A 20,236-nucleotide genomic window follows, 5' to 3' on the forward strand; every position below is an offset into this window, starting at 1 on the left:
GACATCAGCCTCGCATCATCGGCTCGAGGCGGCGCTGCGCCTCGTCGAGGGCGGCCTTGGTGGTGGCCTGGCCCACCAGCGCCTGCTGGATGGCGGTGGCGAGGGTATCGCCGATCGCCGGCCACTGGGGCACGCGCGGACGCCAGTTGACGTCCGTGTCCTGCTCCAGCGCCTCGAGGGTGGTGGCGACGAAATTGTCGCCGAAGCTGTTCATCAGTTTCACGTAGTCCGGGTTCTTCCAGAGGCTCAGCCGGTTCACGCCGGACCGCTTGGCGGGGCCGGAGAACTGATAGGAGGTGAGCGCCTGCGTGGGCAGCGAGGCAGCCCACTGGATGAACAGCCACGTCGCCTTCTTGCGCTTCTCCGGGAGCGCGGCATTGATGGGGAAGCCCCAGTTCCAGATGGATGACACCCGCTTGCCGGTCGGTCCCTTGGGCCAGCGCGCGAAGCCGATCTTGCCGACGACCTTGGACTTTTCCGGATTGGTGATGACCGAGGCCGAGGTATTGGCGTCGATGTAGCTCGCGACGGTGCCCTGGGAGAAGGCGTCGGCGATGTCGGGCCAGTTCCAGTTCTGGGCCGCGGTGGGCGCATATTTGCGCATCACGTCCACATACCACGCGAGCGCCGCCTCGGCCTCCGGGCCGTTGACGCGGAACTTGCCGCCCGGGAACCAGTCGCCGCCGAATTCGCGGAACAGCGAAGAATAGATGTAGACATTCTGGCCGGCCCCCGCGACCCCGCGCAGGGCGGTGCCCCACAGGCGGTTTCCCGGATCGTTGAGCGCCGCCGCGTTGGAGACGAAGTCCTCCAGCGTATCCGCTGCCTTGAGGCCCTTCGCGTCGTAGAGATCCTTGCGATAGACCTGAACCGTGACCTCGCCGTCGTAGGGCACCCCATACAGCTTGCCATCGACGACGTTGGCGTTGCGCCACGCGGGAATGATGTCGTCGGGCTGGAACCAGGCGGGATCGGTGAGCGCGGCGTCCTTCAGATAGGGATCGAGCGGCTCGACCCATTTGTTCGCGGCATAGAGCGCGTAATACATGGGGTCGGCCGCATGGGTCGAATATCCGCCGGCCTTCGACGTGAGGTCGATGACGGCCTTCTGGCGGATCTGCGCGGGCGGAATTTTCTCGAAGCGGACGCTGATGCCAGTGAGCGCCTCGAACTGCGGCGAGAGGGCGATCAGATTGTCGAAATAGCTCGCCGGGATCACCGCCACGGTGATCTGCTCGCCGGACGCCTGGCGCCAATCGATCTTCGCGGACGTGTAGGGGGCGAGATCTGCGGTCAGCGCCCCGGCGGAGCGGATGAGAGCGGGGAAAGCGACGGCGGCAAGGCCAGCCTGCAGCACGTGACGCCGCGTGGGCTTCACAGAAGTCATTGGCGTTTCCTCCTGGCCGATATGGGTCCGGCCTATTGTCATAACAAACTACGTGACGTCATAACCTGTCAACCGGGCGGACATCCCTCTTCCACGTCCCCCGAAGGTCAGGCCTATACGTGCAGCGCCTGCGCGACGGCGTGCTGCCAGCCCTTGATTTTGCTGGATCGGCGGTCCGCCGGCATCGCCGGCGCAAACCGGCGGTCGAGGTGCCAGCTGCGGGCGAATTCCTCCGGCCCGCCGTAGAGGCCCGCGCGCCATCCGGCCAGAAAGGCCGCACCCAGCGCGGTGGTCTCCCGCACGACGGGACGGTCCACCGGATGGCCCAGAACGTCGGCGAGGAACTGCATGGTCCAGTCGCTGTCCGACATGCCCCCATCCACCCGGATCACGGTATCGGCGCCGTCGAGCCCGGCTTCGAGGATGTCCGCGCGCATGGCATCCAGAAGGTCGAGGGTCTGGTAGCCGACGCTCTCCAGCGCCGCACGAGCGATCTCGCGGCGCGTTGTCCCGCGGGTCAGGCCGCTGAGGGTGGCGCGCGCGTCGCTGCGCCAGTGCGGTGCGCCCAGTCCGGTGAATGCGGGCACCAGATAGACCGCCTGGTCGTCGTCCGCCTCCGCCGCGAGGCGCGTGCTCTCGGCCGCCGAGGAGATGATGCCCAGGCTGTCCCGCAGCCATTGCACCGTGGAGCCGGCGGAGAAAATGGAGCCTTCGAGCGCGTAGGCGCGCTTGCCGTCCCATTGATAGGCGATGGTGGTGAGGAGGCGGTGGCGTGAGCGCGGCCGGGCCTGCCCCGTGTTGAGCAGCATGAAGGCGCCGGTGCCGTAGGTCGCCTTCGCCAGCCCCGGCGTGAAGCAGGCCTGTCCCACGAGGCTTGCCTGCTGGTCGCCGACCACGGCGAGCACAGGCACCTCGCGTCCGAGCCACGACTTGCTGGCTGTGCCGAACGCACCGGCGGTGTCGCGCACATCGGGCAGGAGGGCGGCGGGGATGTCGAACAGGCGCAGGAGGTCCGGGTCCCATGCGCCCGAGTGGATGTCGAACAGCATGGTGCGCGAGGCGTTGGTCGCGTCCGTGGCATGGACCGCGCCGCCGGTGAGCCGCCAGAGCAGGAAGCTGTCCACGGTGCCGAAGGCGATGTCCCCCCGTTCCGCCCGAGCGCGCGCGCCTTCAACGTGGTCCAGCAGCCAGCCGATCTTGGTTGCCGAGAAATAGGGGTCGATCAAAATACCGCTGCGCTCGGCCACGAGGGACTCGCAGCCCTCCCCGTTGAGGCGGCTGCACAGGTCGGCCGTGCGCCGGTCCTGCCAGACGATGGCGGGCGCGATGGGCTCTCCGGTCTGCCGGTCCCACAGGAGGGTCGTCTCGCGCTGGTTGGCGATGCCGATGGCGGCGATGTCGGAGGCCGTCAGCGCCGCCCGCGCGAGCGCATCGCGCATGGTGGCAAGGCTGGTCTCCCACAGATCGCGGGGATCGTGCTCGACCCAGCCCGGGTGGGGAAAATGCTGCGGAAATTCCCGTTGCGCCGACGCCACGGGCGCGAAGGTGCGATCAAAGACGATCGATCGCGTCGACGTCGTGCCCTGGTCGATGACAAGTATATGCGACTCCACACGCGTCCTCCCCATTCTTGTTCTTCGGCCTGATTGGCGTCAGGCGGCGGCGCGCTTTCGTTCGCTGGCCATGAAGTCTTCGAGCGCCGCCACGTCCTCGGGCGCGAAACGAAGGCCGAGCTTGGTGCGGCGCCAGAGCACATCTTCCGAGGTGCGCGCAAACTCTTCACGCATCAGATGGCGCACCTCGGCGACGGTCAGGCCCGCCGCGAACACCCGCCGGGCACCGGGATCGGCGTCCGCCGCCGCGAGAACCTCCTCCGCCTGCGTGCCGTAGGTCCGCGCCAGCCGGGCTGCGTCGCCCGGGCGGATCCAGGATCGGCCGCGCTGGAGATCGCGCGCCAGCTCGGCCGTAGCGCCGGGTGCGAAATCCCCGCCGGGGAGTGGCGCCGTCCCGGTCCAATCGGCGCCCCGCGCCGCCGCTGCGCCAAGATGGGGGCTGAGCTTGTCCAGCGCGTCGAGGGCGAGATGGCGATAGGTGGTGATCTTGCCGCCCAGCACCGACAGGAGGGGCGCGCCGCCGGCATCGTTCAATTCCAGCACATAGTCCCGCGTCGCCGCCTGGGCGGCGCTGGCGCCATCGTCATAGAGCGCCCGCACGCCGGAATAGCTCCACACCACGTCGGCGGGCGAGATGGAGCGCGAGAAGTATTCGCTGGCGGCGGCGCAGAGATATTCGGTCTCGTCGGGGGTGATCTTCGCCGCGCCGGGATCGCCGTGGAAATCGTGGTCCGTGGTGCCGATGAGGGTGAAATCTTCCTCATACGGGATCGCGAACACGATCCGGCCGTCGGGGTTCTGGAAGATGTAGCAGCGGTCGTGATCGAACAGGCGCGGCACGATGATGTGGGAGCCCTGGACCAGCCGCAGGCGCCCGGCGAGCGCCGGGAGCGTTTCGCCGACGAGGCGATCGGCCCACGGCCCGGCAGCATTGATGAGGACGCGGGCGCGCACCTCCTTGCGCTGGCGCGTTTGCGCGTCCTCGATCCGCAGCGCCCAGCCATCCGTCGCGCGCGCGATGTCTACCGCCCGCGCCCGCGTCTCGATGACGGCGCCGCGCGCCCGCGCGTCGCAGGCATTGAGAACCACCAGCCGGGCATCATCCACCCAGCAGTCCGAATATTCGAAGCCGCGCGTGCGCAGCTCGGCCTTGAGGGGGACTCCGGCCGGATCGCGCCCCAGATCGAGGGCGCGGGTGGCAGGCAGCAGCTTGCGCCCACCCAGATGGTCGTAGAGGAAAAGCCCGAGGCGCAGCATCCACCACGGCCGCATGCCTCGGCGGTAGGGCAGAACGAAGCGCAACGGACGCACGATGTGGGGTGCGATCCGCCATATTACTTCGCGCTCGGTCAACGCTTCGCGGACCAGGCGGAACTCGTAATATTCGAGATAGCGCAGGCCGCCATGCAACAACTTGGTGGAGGCGGAGGAGGTGGCGCCGGCGAGATCGCCCTGCTCGCACAGATAGACCGAATAGCCTCGGCCGGCCGCGTCACGCGCGATGCCGCAGCCGTTCACGCCGCCGCCGATGATGGCGATATCGAACGGACTGTGTTCAGCCGCCGACCCCTGCGTGGACGTGCGTCCTTCCATTGAACATGCCTCCGCGCCCCAATGCGCGCGTGTCGTCTGCGCCGTGCGGCGCCGGCCCTAAGCCAGCCGGGCATCCGTGGTCGGGGGTCAGGCTAAAATGAACGATGCGATGTTCGCAATCGAAAACGACGAACATTATTGGGGGGATATATCTTTCAAAATCAATGGATCAGCGATTTTCGTTTTCCGGTGGCGCTTCCACGAGGCGGACGCGATGGGCGGCGCAGACGGCGCGCAAACGATCGGATGCCAGATGGTCGGTGACGAATGCGGCGACCTGGGAGAGGTGGCCGAGGCGGACCGGCGCGACGCGCCCGACCTTGCTCTTGTCGCTCACCAGGATCACGCGGCGGGCGTTGTCCATGATGGCCCGCGCGACCGTTACCTCCAGCGGGTCGAAGTCCAGCAGCGAGCCGTCCTCGTCGATGGCGGAGGCGCCGATGACGGCGGTGTCGACCTTGAACTGGCGGATCATGTCGACGGCCGCCGGCCCCACCACGGCCCCATCCGAGTGGCGCACCTGACCGCCGGCGACCATCACGCGGATCTCGGGAAAAGGGTAGAGCCTCAGGGCGACATTGATGTTGTTGGTGATCACCAGAAGGTCGCGATGCGTGGTGATGGCGCGCGCCACTTCCTCCGTCGTCGTGCCGATGGTGATGAAGAGGGAGGAATTGTCCGAGATGAGCGCGGCCGCCGCCGCGCCGATGGCGCGCTTGGCCGGGGCCGCAATCTGCCGCCGGGCCTCGTAGGACAGGTTTTCAACCGACGAGGACACGACGGCCCCGCCATGGGTGCGCGCCAGCAGATTGCTGCTGCACAGGGTGTTGAGGTCCCGGCGGATGGTCTGCGGCGTCACCCCGAAGCGGACGGCAAGATCCTCCACATCCACGTGGCCGCTGGCCCGGGCAAGGGACAGGATGGTGTTCTGACGATCGTTCAACGCAAGCACGCCTGACACCCCGCCGACGACATTCGTCGCTGCACGATGGCAACCCTCGCCCACCCGATCAATGGGAACGTGCCGGAAGCCGGCTCCACCGACGGCGGGGCGGATGAGGGGCTTGGCGCTAACGAAGACCTCGGTCGCGCACACCGGTCACCCGATCTCGAACATCGCCTCTACCTCCACCGCCGCGTCGGCGGGGAGTTCGGCGACGCCGACCGTGGAGCGGGCGTGCCGGCCGCGCTCGCCGAAGACTTCGACCATCAGGTCCGAGGCGCCGTTCATGATCGCGGCGAGGCCGGCATAGGTGGGGGCGGCGTTGATGAAGCCGCCGAGCCGCACGCAGCGCCTGATCCGGCCGAGGTCGCCGTCCAGCGCGGCCTTCGCCTGGGCCAGGATGTTGATGGCGCAGAGGCGCGCCGCTTCGCGCCCGTCTGCGTCGGAGACGTCGGCGCCGAGCTTGCCCTTGTGGGCCTCCGCCAGACGGCCGTCGGCGCCGAAGCAGATCTGGCCGGAAACAACGAGCAGCGTGCCCGTGATGACCGAGGGGACATAGTTCGCCACCGGAGCCGGACCGGAGGGCAGGGTGATCCCGAGCAGGGCAAGATTGGCTTCGATATCGTTCATCGGGGCCTCCGGATGGGCGGTGGTGTTCTCACGGCGGGATCGCGCAGAGGATCAGCGCGCGAGAAGCAGCTCGACGCCCCTCGCCAGCACCTTCAGGCCGAGGCGCAGATCGTCGGGCGCTGTGTCCTCGCGATAGTGATGGCTGATGCCGTCGATGGACGGCACGAACAGCATCCCGACGGGAAGCGCCCGGGCGAGGATCTGGCTGTCGTGAATGGCTCCGCTCGGCATGGATTGCCACTTGCCGGGGCAAAGCTCGTCCGCGGCCTCGCGCAGGGCCGCCTGCATGGTGGAATCGCAGGGCGACGGCAAGGAATGGCCGATGGCCTGAAGGGAGACGGTGCAGCGTTCCCGCCGGTTGGCCTCCTGGCAGATGGCGCGCAGGCATTTTTCCATGGCGTCGAGGATGTCGGGATCGAGATCGCGGAACGAGAAATAGAGCTCCGCCCGCCCGGGAATGATCTGCGGGGAATTGGGCTCGAGCGCGATCTTGCCGGTCGTCCATACGCTGCGCGGGCCGCAGACGCGGGGAAATTCGGTGTCGATGGCCGCGAGGACGCGCACGGCGGACAGGCCGGCATCCTTGCGTTCCACCATGGTGGTGCCGCCGGTGTGATCCTGCTTGCCCTCCACGATGATCTTCCATTGGCGGATGCCGACGATGCCGGTGACGACGCCGATGCGCTCGCCGGCGCGCTCGAGCTGCGTGCCCTGCTCGATGTGCATTTCAAAGGCGCCCTTGTAGCGCGCCTGATCGAGCCGCAGGCGCGGAAGGCCATCGAGCCCGACCCGCCTCAGGGCATCGCGCAGGGGGGACCCGTCGTGACGGTTGCGGGCAGCATCCATGTCGTTGTCGTCGAACTCGCCGATGAGGCTGCGCGAGCCGATGAAATCGCCGAAATGGCCCTCTTCGTCGCAATAGGCGCAGACGTCCACGGCCATGCCGGCGCGCGCCAGCGCCAGGGCTGCCGCGACACCGAGCGCGCCGTCGAGCCAGCCGGCGTAGTTCTGCGTCTCCAGGTGGCTGCCGACGAGGACGAAGGGGCCGGGCCCCGGGTTGCGGCCAAGCACATTACCGATGCCGTCGATCGTCGCCTCCAGGCCCACCGCCTCCATCTCGCGCGCGAGCCAGCGGCGCGTCTCCATGTCGTCGTCGCTGAAGGTCGGCCGATGGACGCCGGTGTCGTTGAACCTGCCGATCTGGCGCAGCGTGTCCAGGTCCTGCAAAAAGCGTTCGGTATCAAGTGTCATCGTGTGCGTTTCCATTGCGCCCCCGGACCAAGCGGAGTGCGCATTCGGGGGGTGATGGCCGAGCTCGAACTTGCGCGGGTGCGTGATGCTGGAGGGCCTAGGGGGCGGTCGCCGACAGCAGGTCCAGGCCGGCCTCGTTGTATTTGTGGCACCGGACCATCCGACCGCCGGACATGCGGGCGTGCGGCGTCTCGGCGGTGCAGGTGTCCCAGGCATCGCCGCAGCGGGGCGCAAAGCTGCATCCAGGCGGAAGGGCGGCGAGGTCGGGCGGGGCGCCGACGATGGTTTTCAGACGCGCGCCGCGGGACTGGCCGTGCACGGTGGCGTTCAGAAGGCCCAGCGTATAGGGGTGGCGCGGGGCCTCCATCAGCGCCTCGACCGGCCCCGTTTCGACGAAGCGCCCGGCATACATCACCGCCACCCGGTCCGCGGTCTCGCAGGCCACGCCGAGATCGTGGGTGACGACGATGGTGGCCATGCCCAGCTCCTTCTGAAGCTCGCGCAGCAGCAACAGGATCTGGATCTGCACCGTGGCATCGAGGGCGGTGGTCGGCTCGTCGGCGAGCAGCACCTTGGGGCGGCAGGCGAGGGCCATGGCGATCATCATGCGCTGGCGCAGCCCGCCGGACAGTTCGTGCGGATAGGCCGCCAGCCGGCGCTTGGCCGAGGGCACCTGCACCATCTCCAGCAGCTCCAGTGCCCGCCGGTCGGCCGCGCCGTAGGACACGCCCTCGTGGCAGACCACGGTTTCGGCGATCTGCCGTCCGACGGTGAAGACGGGATCCAGCGCCGTCATCGGCTCCTGGAAGATCATCGCCACGCTCTTGCCCCGCAGGGCGCGCAACCCGGGTTCGTCCAGTGCGAGAACGTCCTGGCCGTCGACGACGATGCGACCCGACAGGTGGGCCGTCTCCGGCAGCAGTCGCATCAAGGCGCGCATGGTGACGCTCTTGCCGGATCCGGATTCGCCCAGGAGGCACAGGGTCTCGTGCGGGTGCAGGGCGAAGGACACGCCGCTGACCACCGGCAGGTCGAGGTCGCGGGACACGAACCGGACGCGCAGGTCGTCCACCAGCACGACCGGGCTCTTGGAGTGGGACGGTTCGCTCGTCACGCTGCGCTCGCCTCGTAGTTCGAGCCGCCATGGCGCGCATGGCACGCCACCAGATGGCCGCCGTGGCTCACCGCCGGCGCGAGGGACGGCTCGCGCTCCGCGCAGATGCGTTTGGCAAGCGGGCATCGGGTGCGAAACCGGCAGCCGCTGGGCGGCGAGATGGGGTTCGGGGGATCGCCAGTGAGAGGCGGCGCACTGCGCCGCAGGCGGGGGTTCTGCGTCGGCCGCGAGGCGAGCAGCGCCTGCGTATAGGGATGGCTTGGCGCGCCGTAGATGTCGGCCACGGGGGCAATCTCGACGATCTTACCCAGATACATGACCAGAACGCGGTCGCTGATGTACTGGACCACGGAGAGGTCGTGCGAGATGAAGATGTAGGTCAGGTTGAGGCTTGTCTTCAGATCCTCCAGAAGATTGAGGATCTGTGCCTCAAGCGACTTGTCCAGCGCCGACACGGATTCATCGAGGATGAGCAGGCGCGGCTCCAGCGCCAGGGCGCGGGCGATGTTGACCCGCTGGCGCTGCCCGCCCGAGAGCTCGTGCGGATAGCGCTGCGCGAACATGGACGGCGTCAGTCCTACCATGTCGAGGCTGCGGCGGGCCTGCGCCTTCGCCGCGGCGTCTGCCACCCCGGCCGCCCGCTGCCCGAAGGCGATGGAATCTTCGATGGTCAGGCGGGGATTGAGCGATGCATGGGAATCCTGGAACACCATCTGCATCCTGCGCCGCACGTCGCGCACGCTGATGCCCTGGCGCTCGCCGATGACCTCACCCTCGAACTCCACCTGCCCGCTGTCCGGGACGATGAGATGCATGAGCAGGCGGGCGGTGGTGGACTTGCCGCAACCGGATTCCCCGACGATGCTCAGCGTCTCGCCGGGAGCCACCGCGAAGTCGATGCCGTCCACCGCCTGGACCCACGCCTGCGGCCGGCCGAGGAGGCCGCCTGCAATGGGAAAATGCTTGCGCAGCGCGCGGACGGCGATAATGGGCCGGCCAGCTCGGCCGGCGTCCTCGCTGGCAGGGCGCGGCAGGTCCCGCCCGTGCGCGGTGGCCATGTCGGAATGAAGGGGCATGGGCGGGCTCTACTGTTTCACGTCCATCGCGGCGCGCAGCCCCTCGCTCATGAGGTTGAAGCACATCGACGTCACGAAGATCATCAGTCCGGGAATGACCGCATTCATCGGGGCCACGTAGATCGCCTGCCGCAGCGCGTTCAGCATCAGTCCCCATTCCGGCTCGGGTGGGGTGATGCCGAGGCCCAGGAAGGACAGGCCCGAGGCCAGCACGATGGAGACGCTGATGAGGCTCGATGCGTAGGAGATGATCGGGCCGGTCACGTTGGGGATGATGTGATGGCGCACCACGCTCCAGTCCGATGCGCCCGTGGCGAGCGCCGCTTCCACATAGTCCTGGTTTCGGATCTGGATGGTGATGCTTTCCGCCACCCGCGCGAGCGACGGCACGAAGACGAGCACAAGCGAGAAGATGGTGTTCCCCACTCCCGCTCCGAGCACGCCCGCGATCGCCACGGCGAGCAGAACGGACGGGAAGGCATAGAAGATGTCGATCACCCGCATGATGACCATGTTCTTGAAGCCGCCGGCATAGCCTGCGACGACACCGAGGAGGCCCCCGACCAGAGTGGCGATCACCACCGGCGCCATGCCCATCACCAGGGACAGGCGGGCGCCGTAGATGAGGCGCGAGAGGATGTCGCGTCCGAGCTCGTCGGTGCCGAGCAGGTGGCCCGGCGCGCCGACGGGAAGCAGGCGCCGCGCCATGCTGGTGCGGTACGGATCCGCCGGCGCCACATAGGGCGCGAAGAGCGCGGCGAGGACGATGGCGAGGATGATCGCCGCGCAGATCATCGTGACGCGATCGCGCACGATGCGGCGCCCCACATTGTTCCAGAAGCTGCGTGAGGGCGGCCGGCGGCCGACGATGGCGATGTCCGCCTTGGTGGTTGCAACGTCGCTCATGTCAGGCGCGCTTGATGCGAGGGTCGAACATCGCCTGGACGATGTCGATGATGAGATTGACGGCGACGAAGATCATCGCGAGCGTGAGAATGGTCCCCTGAAGCACCGGAAGATCGCGGCTGAAGATCGCGTTGTTCAGAAGAAATCCGGTGCCAGGCCACGCGAATACGGTCTCGACCAGGATCGACCCGCCGAGCAGCTGCGCCAGCTGAAGCCCCATGATCGCCAGCACGGAGGGTAGCGCATTGCGCATGATGTGCACGAAGATACGTCCCGGCGGCAGGCCCTTGGCAGTCAGCGTCTGCACGAACTCCTGTTTGCGCACGTCGGCCACCGTTCCGCGCACCGAGCGGGCGATGATGCTGCCGGGGATGACGGCGAGGGTCACCGCCGGAAGGATCATGTGGCGGATGCCCTCCCAGTCGAGACGGAAGCCGTCGGTGCCGCTGCCGCCCATGCCCGTGGCCGGAAGCAGGTTGAGGTTCACCGCGAAGACGATGACGAGGACGATACCGAGCCAATAGTGCGGGATCGAGACGCCGGAGATGGCGGCCGCCGTGACCACCTTGTCCTTGCCGGTGCCTGCGGTGTAGCCGGCCAGAATGCCCATGGCGGTTCCCACCGCGAACCCCAGCAGAACCGCGGCCCCACCGAGGATCAAAGTGTTGGCCGCCGCGGTCATCACTTCATCCAGCACCGGCCGGCGGTTCACGATGGAGATGCCGAAGTCGCCCTGCACCACCAGCGCCAGCCAGCGCAGGTATTGCACGATGAGCGGCTGGTCGAAGCCGTAGGCCTGCCGGACCTGGGCGATCATCTCCGGCGATGCGCCCTCGGGCAGGACAGCGGACAACGGATCGCCCGGCGAGATGTGGATGAGCGCGAAGCAGACGATCGAGACGCCGATGGCGATGGGAACCGTATAGAGGATACGGCGCAAGGTGTAGATGAACATGCGCGGTCTCGTCTTCGCTCTAGTTGACGGTCACCGGCGTGAGGTCCTGATACCAGCTCTGCGCCTGGACGAAGCCCTTGACGCCCGGTGCCAGGGCGCGCGGATTGAGGTCGTGCACCACCCAGATCCACATGGCGTCGTTCACGATGACTTCGTGGAGGCGGGAAAGAAGCGCATCCTGCTTCGCCGGATCGAATTCCTCCTTCGCCGCCTTGCCGAGACGCTCCGCCTCGGGGTTGCGGTAGTTGCCCCAGTTGAACCCGGTGGCCTTCATGAACTCGGTGGACGGGCCGATGAGACCGATGTCCGGGTCCCAGAAGGCCCAGCTGTTGTTGATGCCGCCGCGGCCCTTGTTCTCGGGCGCACCGGCCCCCAGGCGGCGACGGGTGCGCAGGGCCTCCCAGTCCATCACCTCGAACTCGGCGTCGATTCCCACGTCGCGCAGGTTCTCCTTGATGAACTCGTTCATCGGCATGGGCTGCATCTGCCCAGAGCCGGAGGGCGCGATGATGATCTTGACCTTGAGGGGCTTTGCCTCGCTGTAACCGGCCTCCTTGACGAGCGCACGGGCCGCGTCGGGATTGAAGACGATGTCGAACGTGGGCTTGCCGAACCAGGGGTGCCCCTGGTTGACCATGCCCTTCGCCGGCGCCGCCAGCCCGCCCAGCAGCTTGACGAGGCCCTCGCGGTCGATGGCGAGATTCACCGCCTTGCGGATGCGGACATCCTTGAACGGCGAATCGTCCTCGAAGCTCAGCATGTAGGGCCAGACGTGCGGATAGACGTTGGTCAAGATCTGCATCCGGCTCTGCTTCAGCCGCGGGATCGCGTCGGGCGGCGGCGCCTCGACCCAGTCGACCTGTCCCGAGAGCAGCGCGGCGACCCGCGCATTGGCGTCCGGCATCGGCAGCAGCACCAGACGCTCGGATTTCGGCACGCGCGCCTTGTCCCAATAGGTTTCGTTGCGCACCAGCTCCGCGCGCTCGCGCGGCTTGAAGGAGGTGAGCTTCCAAGGCCCGGTGCCGGAGGGCTGCTCGGCGAACTTGCTCCAGCTTTTGCCGACGGCCTCCCATTGGGCGGGGCTGGACATGAACACGTTGGCCAGGCCGTAGGGGAGCACGGAATCCACCACGCGCGTGGTGATCTCGACCGTATAGTCGTCGATCTTGCGCCAGGCCGCGAGACTTCCCGTGTAAAGGCTGCCCTGGCTCGCCTGCGCCGGGTCGAACTGCTGCGCGCTCTTGTTCAGGAGCTTGTCGAAGTTCCAGACGACGGCGTCGGCGGTGAACTCGGACCCGTCGTGGAACTTGACGCCCCGGCGCAGCTTGAAGCGCCACACGCGCTTGTCCTGCGGGTCGATGTCCCAGCTCTCCGCAAGCTCGGGAATGATGCGCGCCGAGGCATCGCTCTTCGAGAGATCCCACCGCGTCAGCCCGCCATAGACGGTGATGCCCATGAAGCGGATGCCTTCGACGCCCTGGCTCGGCTGGCCCGTGGTGAGGGGAATGTCGCCGACGCTCATGGCGACGCGGAGGGTGCTGGGCTTTGGCTGCGCGAAGGCGCTCATGTCGCCGTGCGCGGCAGCGCCAATTCCGAGCGAGCCACTCGCCAACAGCCTCAGGGCAGAGCGCCGGGTTACGCGCATGTTCGGTCTCCTGGAAGGGGATGTTTTTTGACTGCTGCTGACGGCGCGGGTGTCCGTGACGATTGCTTCGTCTTTGCGGAAATGTTTGTGCGTCGCCGTTGGGACTGGATCAGTCCGGGTCGGATTTCTTCAGAAGTTCGAGTTTGGTCTTCTTGTTCTTTATGGCATCGAGCAGGATGCCGATGGCCCAGGCCGAAGCCTTGCCGGCATCGCGGCCCTGCAGGTTCCAGTGGTCTTTCATGATCTGCCACGCCGAGGTGGTGAAGAGCAGGTGGACCACCGCTTCCAGATAGGCCTTCTCCTGCGGGCTCAGGCCCTTGCTGGCGGCCTTCAGGCTCTTGCGGAAGGCGGCTTGGCGGGCGGCGTTGTCCCTGAGGCGGACCTCGCGGCCGGCGACGGACACGTTCAGGGCGTGAACCGTGCCGCTGTTCTTCTCCAGGGCCTCGAACAGATCGGGCGGCAGATCGACGAGGTCGGCCTCGCAGGTCGGCCACACGGGCACGCCCAGCCGCTCGTTGGTGCGCGACAGGAAGGCGTCGAGGAGCTCGTCCTTGTCCTTGAAGTGGCGGAAGATGGTGCGCCGGCCGACACCGGCCTCCTTCGACAGATCGTCGAACGAGAAGGCCGCGTCCGGCTCCCGCTCGAAGATCGCGCCGACCGCCTCAAGAATGCGCTCGCGCGTCACCCGCGCCTGCTCGTCGCGCAGGGATACCCGAGCCTTTTGTGACACCGAAGAGCTACTCATGGCACTATGAGTGTCATATCTATACGCGCGGTGCAAGGCTCTTTGTGCCCGAGCATCGGTGCGCGATCAAAGGGCGTGGCTTCGGCCGGAAATGCGGCTGGCTAGGTTGATTGCGGCAGCCCACAGACCTTCGGGCTCACCGCATGCCCGGCTGAGTCGGCCGGTCGATGCGCGACCGGCCGACGCCGAGGGTGCCTTGGTCCGACGCGGCGAAACCGACGGACGTTTCTCAGGCGCTTTGCGCGCGGAGCGCCCGGCCTTGCCGGCGCAGATGGATGACCTGCGCGGTCACGCCAATGATGAGCATGGCGAGCAGCGTGGCCTGCGCGCCCAGCAGCAGCGGCGCCTTGGGATCGGTCACGATGGGATGGCCGTCGGGCACGCGGCGCAGGATCTCGCTCACGGTCGGGACCATCAACAGGAAGGCCGTCAGGCTCAGGCAGATGGTCTCGATATAGGTCGCGGCGCGTCCGAGCCAGGGCAGCCATCCGATGCCGAAGCCCACCAGCAGCAGCACCAGGGTGGCGGCGCCGATCACGTTGCTGATCGGCTGGTGCGCCACGAGGAATACGGTGAGCGCGCCGATCAGCATGGCCACGAAATAGAAGGCGCCCGGCAGCGACCGCGGCACGATCCGCCCGTGGCGGGCGAACATGTAGATGGCGAAGGGAATGGCCGGGAGGCTCCCCAGCGTATGGACCCAGCCCAGGGGTGAGATGCCAAACATCCTGTGTTCCTTCATGGAGGCACGGCCGGGCGGCCGCGGAGAAATGGGGATGCTGCGCCGCCCGATCTCAGGATCGCGCGCCAACTGCGGGAGGCGACGCGAGCCGCTGGATCATCGGATTGACGATGGCGCCGAAGACGCGGGGATCGCCGTAGGCGCGCGCGGACAGCATGGCGCCGTGCACCGATGCCATGAAGATCTCGGCTTCCGCCTTCGCTTCGCCGGCGAGGTGGAAAATGCCCTGCTGGACCCCGCGCTGAAGCACCTGCGTCAGCCAGCCCGACAGCACATGAAAATAGGCGCGGATCTCCAGCACCAGCGGCTCGGGCAGCACGGGAATCTGGGTCGCCAGCAGCGCGTAAAGACAGAAGGGACGCTGCGCATCGGCGATGCAGGCCTCCCAATAGCCGCTGTAGGCACGAAGCTGCTCCAGCGGGTCGGGGATGGCCTGCTCCAGCGTCGCGAGCCCCTTCGCCGCCTCGGCGCGATAGCGGGACACCAGAGTGCAGACCAGATCCAGCTTGGTGGGAAAATGGTGGTGGATGCTGGCCTTGCGGATGCCGATCACCTCGGCGATGTTGGCATAGCTGAAACCGTTGTATCCCCCCGCGATGATCAGGGCGCGTGCGCAATCGAGGATGTCGGTCGAGGTGCTGGAGCCGCCGGTCATGTTTGATGTCTACCTTCTAGTAGATAGGCTGTCAATTCCGGATGTCTTTTGTCGCGTCCGTCCTGCTAACGTCTGGCATCCGCGCTGGTCGGGGGCGATCGCTCGATGCCCCGCAGGAACGCCTTGGGCCGGACGAGAGCGCCGGATCTTCGCTTGGGTGATTGCTCGACTTGCGTGATGGCCGGTGCACGCCCGGAAAACGCCTGCTTCCCTATGGTAATCGCTTTCTTCATCGTAAATACTTTGGAGCGCCAGATGTGCGCTGCACAAGGCGTCTTGGCCTTGGCGGTCAGAAGTTTCAGCTTGGCCTTAACAGCACTTGTGCAGGGTGTCAGAGGAACTTTTTTCTGCATTTTCGGTTGTTCGTCGTGCTCTTTAACGCCGCCGCACGGGCAGCGGATGGTTGCGCGACAAAGGACAACTCCAATGACCAAAGACAAGACGCTGGAAGACCTCTTCCACGACACGCTCAAGGACATCTATTACGCCGAGCGGAAGATCCTGAAGGCCCTTCCGAAGATGGCGCGGGCCGCGTCTTCGCCGGACCTGAAGGCCGCCTTCGAGAAGCACAAGGGTGAGACCGAAGGCCAGATCGACCGCCTCCAGCAGGTGTTCGAGCTCATGGGCAAGCGCGCCCAGGGCAAGACCTGCGACGCCATCGAGGGCATCGTCGCCGAAGGCGAGGAGATCATCGAGGAGTTCAAGGGTACGCCCGCTATCGACGCCGGTCTCATCTCGGCCGCCCAGGCGGTGGAGCATTATGAGATCGCGCGCTACGGCACGCTGAAGCGCTGGGCTGAAGTTCTCGGCATGACCGAGGCGGCCGCTCTGCTCGATCAGACCCTCGCCGAAGAGTCCATGACGGACACCTCCCTCACGGCTCTGGCCGACGCTTCCGCCAACGAGATGGCGAAGGCGGCCTGATCTTCCGGCCATCGGGCGTTCCGGTGGCCGCACGCTTGGCATCGCAAACTTTCAACAGGAGGCCAAAATGGGCCGAGGCATTCTACTGTGGCTGCTGGGCGTTCCGATTCCGATCATCATCCTTCTCGCGCTGTTCATGCGATAGGGGGAGATGATGGCATCAACCTATCCGGTCGGAGGCGGCGCCGCCGCCTCCGTCGAATCGTCGTCGTCTGCCGTCAGCTGGGGGGCAATCGTTGCCGGCGCCCTTGCCGCGGCGACCCTCACCTTCATCCTCATGATGCTGGGCTCAGGCCTCGGCCTCACCATCGTGTCCCCCTGGGGTCATGAGGGTGCGACCGCGACCACGTTTGCGGTCTCGGCTGCCGTGTGGCTGGTCATCGTGCAGTGGCTGGCCTCGGGCGTCGGCGGTTATCTCACCGGCCGTCTGCGGACCAAGTGGGTTGGCATCCACACCGATGAGACCTTCTTCCGCGACACGGCGCATGGCTTCATGGCCTGGGCCCTGGCGACGCTGCTGATCGTCTTCGTGCTCGGCTCGGCGATGTCATCGGCGATCGGGACGGGCGTTCAGGCTGCCTCGACGGTTGCTTCCGGCGCGGCCATGGGCGCCTCCGCGGGTGCCTCCACCAATGCAGGCTCCGACAGCAGCGGCGCGACGTCCTATTTCGTCGATGCTCTGTTCCGCCCCACGGATCCGGCCCGCCTGACGGCTCCGGGTGCTGAGGGCGACGCGGCTGCTGCGGCTCAGGCCTCGCGCATCCTGGTTGCGAGCGCGGCGGCTGGCGAAGTCTCGCCCGGTGACCGGACCTACCTCGGTCAGCTGGTCGCGGCCCGTACCGGCCTGTCCCAGCAGGACGCGACGGCCCGCGTGGACCAGGTGCTCGCTCAGGTGGACAAGGCGAAGGAGAAGGCCAAGCAGGCGGCCGATACGGCACGCAAGGCGGGCGCAACCTTCGCTCTGCTCGGCGCGCTGTCGCTGGTCATCGGTGCCTTCATTGCCGGCGTGGCGGCCGCCTTCGGTGGTCGCCAGCGGGACGAGGAAGAAACCCTCTATCTCAGCCAGCGCCGTTGATCTGACGTACAAGCCGGCCGGCCTCCCTGCGAGGCCGGCCGGTTTTTTTGCGCCCTGGCGACAGGGCGCGGTCTCACTCTCCGGTCTGGGAATTGGAGGCGGCCAGGGGCTTGGATTCCGGCGAGCCTTCCTGACGCAGGAAGATGGAGAGCACCACCAGGACGGCTGTGGACAGAAATTCCGATTGCCAGTTCTGAAACGACTCGAACCAGAGCTGTGCATCGAAGAGATAGCTGAAGAGCGTTTCCGCCTCGGCGCCATGGCGCGCCGCTTCCGCATTGGCCGCGACCATGCTGAAGGCCCAATGCAGGACGAAGGACGCGACGAACAGCAGCGCCAGCGTCAGTCCGAGGGAATGGGCATACAGCCATCCAAGAAGGGGATATCGCTCGCGCCACGGCAGCGCGTCATCCGGCCGGTGCGGCGTATCGGGATCGCGCGATTCCGAGGATCCGCGCTGGAAGAGCATGGCGGTGAGGACCACGTAGGTGGCCATCTGCAGGAATTCGCTCTCCCAATTCTCGAACAGCGCCGAGAGGAACTCGCCGCTGGCGAGATAGGCAAGCAGGGTCAGCGCAGGCTGGCCGTGCTCGAGCCGTGTGGCGTTGTTGGCCGCTTCCCCGGTGCCCACCATGCCGATGAACGACAGCACAAACATCACTGCGAGCGCGAGGGTAAGCCCGTTGTCGCGCAGGAAGGATCGGTTCGGCTCCGACGGCGCCTTTGCGACCGCCGATGGCGGTCGAGAACGTCGGGGCTGCATGACATCCTCAACCGCCATCTGTCTCTCCCTTAGAGTTTGACGCTCGCCTCGCGAGCCCAGAGCCGCAGCTTGCGGCAGGCGGCGATGAACTTTGCCGCCGCGCCGTTCCGATCGAGACGGATCAGGCCTTCATCGGCATCACTGGCGACGCCCGCCTTGGCGAGCAGCGCAGCCGAACCGGCGGTGAAGCCGATGAACTTGCAGTGGGCGAAGGCATCGGCCACGAAGTCGCGGGCTGCCGCCTCGCCAGCGAGGCGCTCGGCCCCTTCCTCCGACAGGATGAGCGCGACCGCGTCGAACAGCACGGACGGCCCGCCGTCGATCATGTGCTTGGCCACCAGCCGGCTTCCGTCGGCAGCGGTGACCCCCCCGACCTTGGGGGCGATAAGCTCGAGCGTCGCACCTTCCTTCTCCACGGCGGCCTGCAGCTTCTTCAGCACCGCCGTGTCGCAGCCGTTGCTCACCAGCACACCCACCTTGCGGCCGGCGAAGCTCTCGGGGCCGTTCTGAATGATGCTGAGGGCAGGGGAGGCCGGCAGGTCGTCCCGCGGGGCGACGGCGGGATCCGCCGGCGTCGGCAACTGCTCCATGCCGAGCTTGTCGGCGACCGTCGCGCCGAGCGCCTCGTCGATATTGAGCAGGTGCGACACCACCCGCTCGCGGATGACCTCGTTCTCCACCTTGCTCAGTTCGAAGGTCAGCGCCATGGCGATGTGCTTCTGCTCCGGCACCGTCTGGCTGTTGAAGAATTGCCGGGCTTGGCTGTAGTGGTCGGCAAAACTTTCCGCCCGAAGTCGCACCTTCGGCCCCTGAATTTCCTCGCGGAACGAGCGAAAGCCGCGGGCCGGGTCCTCGCGCGGGCCGTCGCCCCGGGAGTTGGGCTCGTAATTGGTGCGCCCCACCGGGTTGCGCATGGCCATGTGGCCGTCCTGCTGGAAATGCGCGAACGGGCACTTGGGCGCGTTCACCGGCAGGTGGGTGAAATTGGTGCTGCCGAGGCGCTTCAGCTGGGTGTCGAGATAGGAGAAGTTGCGGCCCTGGAGCAGCGGATCGTTGGAAAAGTCGATGCCGGGTGGCACGTTCTGCGTCATGAACGCAACCTGCTCGGTCTCGGCGAAGAAATTGTCCGGCATGCGGTCGAGCACCAGGCGCCCCACGGGGACGGGCTTGATGATCTCCTCCGGGATCAGCTTGGTGGGATCGAGCACGTCGAAGTCGAAGCGGTCGGCAAAATCCTGGTCGAAAAGCTGAACGCACAATTCCCATTCCGGGAAATTGCCGGACTGGATGGCCTCCCACAGATCGCGGCGGTGGAAATCGGGATCCGCGCCGTTGATCTTCACCGCCTCGTTCCACACCACCGACTGAAGGCCGAGCTTGGGCTTCCAGATGAACTTGACGAAGGTGGATTCATCCCTCGCGTTGAGGAAGCGGAAGGTGTGAACGCCGAAGCCCTCCATGAAGCGGAACGAGCGCGGAATGCCGCGGTCGGACATGACCCACATGATCATGTGCATGGCTTCGGGGGTCAGAGAGATGAAGTCCCAGAAGTTGTCGTGCGCCGACTGCGCCTGCGGAAACGCCCGGTCCGGCTCTTCCTTGACGGCGTGGATGAGGTCGGGAAAGCGGATGGCATCCTGGATGAAGAAGACCGGGATGTTGTTGCCCACCAGGTCCCAATTGCCTTCCTTGGTATAGATCTTCACCGCGAAGCCGCGGACATCTCGCGCGAGGTCCGCCGATCCCTTGCTGCCGGCCACGGTCGAGAAGCGCACGAAGGCCGGCGTGCGTTCACCCGGCCTCTGGAAGAGGTCGGCACGGGTGTATTGCTCAAGCGACTGGTAGGTTTCGAAGAAGCCGTGGGCGCCATAGCCGCGGGCATGCACCACGCGCTCCGGAATGCGCTCATGGTCGAAATGAAAGATCTTCTCGCGAAAATGGAAATCTTCGAGCGCGGTGGGACCGCGAACGCCGATCTTCAGGGAATTGTGGTCATCGGAAATGGGGGTGCCGTGGGCCGTCGTGAGCACCGGCGTATCGGCGTCCGCAATCTGGTGGAGTTCGCCGCCGGACCCGCGCTGCAGCTTTTGATCGTGGATGGTTGCCTGCTTGTCGATCGGCGAGCCGGCGCTCCCGGTGCCAGTGGTCCTGGCCCCCGTGTTCTTGGCCCTCGTGTTCTTGGCCATGATTGCTGTCCTTTGAGGATGAGCACGCGCGTC

18 protein-coding genes are annotated in these 20,236 nt (G+C 66.7%); 2 read left to right on the forward strand and 16 right to left on the reverse strand.

The genetic code is table 11. The annotated features are described in order from the left end of the window. Positions 1–4 precede the first annotated feature (4 nt). From ABLE93_RS13730 to ABLE93_RS13795, 14 genes are all read right to left on the reverse strand, one after another. Positions 5–1,387: an ABC transporter substrate-binding protein gene (locus ABLE93_RS13730; protein WP_348840397.1), complete on the reverse strand. Its 1,383-nt coding sequence runs from the start codon at positions 1,385–1,387 to the stop codon at positions 5–7. Between the two features lie 113 nt (positions 1,388–1,500). Beyond that, positions 1,501–3,000 carry a glycerol kinase GlpK gene (gene glpK, locus ABLE93_RS13735; RefSeq protein ID WP_348840398.1) on the reverse strand — a complete coding sequence of 500 codons (1,500 nt, stop codon included), beginning with the start codon at positions 2,998–3,000 and terminating at the stop codon, positions 1,501–1,503. Positions 3,001–3,039: 39 nt separating this feature from the next. Beyond that, on the reverse strand, positions 3,040–4,593 hold the full coding sequence (glpD, locus tag ABLE93_RS13740; protein WP_348840399.1) for a glycerol-3-phosphate dehydrogenase: 1,554 nt from the start codon (positions 4,591–4,593) through the stop codon (positions 3,040–3,042). 169 nt (positions 4,594–4,762) lie between these two features. Continuing rightward, on the reverse strand, positions 4,763–5,545 hold the full coding sequence (locus tag ABLE93_RS13745) for a DeoR/GlpR family DNA-binding transcription regulator (protein WP_348840400.1): 783 nt from the start codon (positions 5,543–5,545) through the stop codon (positions 4,763–4,765). Positions 5,546–5,692: 147 nt separating this feature from the next. Then, complete coding sequence (locus ABLE93_RS13750; protein ID WP_348840401.1) at positions 5,693–6,166, reverse strand: RidA family protein; 474 nt, start codon at positions 6,164–6,166, stop codon at positions 5,693–5,695. 51 nt (positions 6,167–6,217) lie between these two features. Continuing rightward, positions 6,218–7,417: a Zn-dependent hydrolase gene (locus ABLE93_RS13755; protein ID WP_348840402.1), complete on the reverse strand. Its 1,200-nt coding sequence runs from the start codon at positions 7,415–7,417 to the stop codon at positions 6,218–6,220. 97 nt (positions 7,418–7,514) lie between these two features. Next, positions 7,515–8,531, reverse strand: a complete 1,017-nt coding sequence (locus ABLE93_RS13760; protein WP_348840403.1) for an ABC transporter ATP-binding protein — start codon at positions 8,529–8,531, stop codon at positions 7,515–7,517. Beyond that, entirely contained in the window at positions 8,528–9,607 is a 1,080-nt protein-coding gene (locus ABLE93_RS13765; protein ID WP_348840404.1) for an ABC transporter ATP-binding protein, read from the reverse strand. The genes ABLE93_RS13760 and ABLE93_RS13765 overlap by 4 nt, the downstream gene beginning before the upstream one ends. Before the next feature lie 9 nt (positions 9,608–9,616). Next, the gene (locus ABLE93_RS13770; RefSeq protein WP_348840405.1) at positions 9,617–10,513 is read right to left on the reverse strand and encodes an ABC transporter permease; all 897 of its coding nucleotides are present in this window, start codon (positions 10,511–10,513) and stop codon (positions 9,617–9,619) included. 1 nt (position 10,514) lies between these two features. Next, positions 10,515–11,468, reverse strand: a complete 954-nt coding sequence (locus tag ABLE93_RS13775; protein ID WP_348840406.1) for an ABC transporter permease — start codon at positions 11,466–11,468, stop codon at positions 10,515–10,517. A gap of 19 nt (positions 11,469–11,487) precedes the next feature. Next, positions 11,488–13,113 carry an ABC transporter substrate-binding protein gene (locus tag ABLE93_RS13780; RefSeq protein WP_348840407.1) on the reverse strand — a complete coding sequence of 542 codons (1,626 nt, stop codon included), beginning with the start codon at positions 13,111–13,113 and terminating at the stop codon, positions 11,488–11,490. A gap of 109 nt (positions 13,114–13,222) precedes the next feature. Further along, complete coding sequence (locus tag ABLE93_RS13785; RefSeq protein ID WP_348840408.1) at positions 13,223–13,843, reverse strand: TetR/AcrR family transcriptional regulator; 621 nt, start codon at positions 13,841–13,843, stop codon at positions 13,223–13,225. A gap of 244 nt (positions 13,844–14,087) precedes the next feature. Next, the gene (locus ABLE93_RS13790; RefSeq protein ID WP_348840409.1) at positions 14,088–14,585 is read right to left on the reverse strand and encodes a hypothetical protein; all 498 of its coding nucleotides are present in this window, start codon (positions 14,583–14,585) and stop codon (positions 14,088–14,090) included. Positions 14,586–14,652: 67 nt separating this feature from the next. Further along, positions 14,653–15,255: a TetR/AcrR family transcriptional regulator gene (locus tag ABLE93_RS13795; RefSeq protein ID WP_348840410.1), complete on the reverse strand. Its 603-nt coding sequence runs from the start codon at positions 15,253–15,255 to the stop codon at positions 14,653–14,655. Positions 15,256–15,681: 426 nt separating this feature from the next. Between ABLE93_RS13795 and ABLE93_RS13800 the strand changes: the two genes are divergently transcribed. Both ABLE93_RS13800 and ABLE93_RS13805 read left to right on the forward strand, forming a co-directional pair. Beyond that, complete coding sequence (locus ABLE93_RS13800) at positions 15,682–16,179, forward strand: YciE/YciF ferroxidase family protein (protein WP_348840411.1); 498 nt, start codon at positions 15,682–15,684, stop codon at positions 16,177–16,179. A gap of 154 nt (positions 16,180–16,333) precedes the next feature. After that, a complete protein-coding gene (locus ABLE93_RS13805) occupies positions 16,334–17,254 on the forward strand; it encodes a hypothetical protein (protein ID WP_348840412.1) in 921 nt (306 codons plus the stop codon). A gap of 73 nt (positions 17,255–17,327) precedes the next feature. Here ABLE93_RS13805 and ABLE93_RS13810 read toward each other — a convergent pair whose 3' ends face one another. Together ABLE93_RS13810 and katE are read right to left on the reverse strand one after the other, a co-directional pair. Further along, the gene (locus tag ABLE93_RS13810) at positions 17,328–18,035 is read right to left on the reverse strand and encodes a DUF6766 family protein (protein WP_348840413.1); all 708 of its coding nucleotides are present in this window, start codon (positions 18,033–18,035) and stop codon (positions 17,328–17,330) included. Between the two features lie 11 nt (positions 18,036–18,046). Next, on the reverse strand, positions 18,047–20,203 hold the full coding sequence (gene katE, locus ABLE93_RS13815; RefSeq protein WP_348840414.1) for a catalase: 2,157 nt from the start codon (positions 20,201–20,203) through the stop codon (positions 18,047–18,049). Positions 20,204–20,236: the final 33 nt, after the last annotated feature.

Source organism: Xanthobacter pollutisoli (assembly GCF_040044995.1).
Taxonomy (GTDB): Bacteria; Pseudomonadota; Alphaproteobacteria; order Rhizobiales; family Xanthobacteraceae; genus Xanthobacter.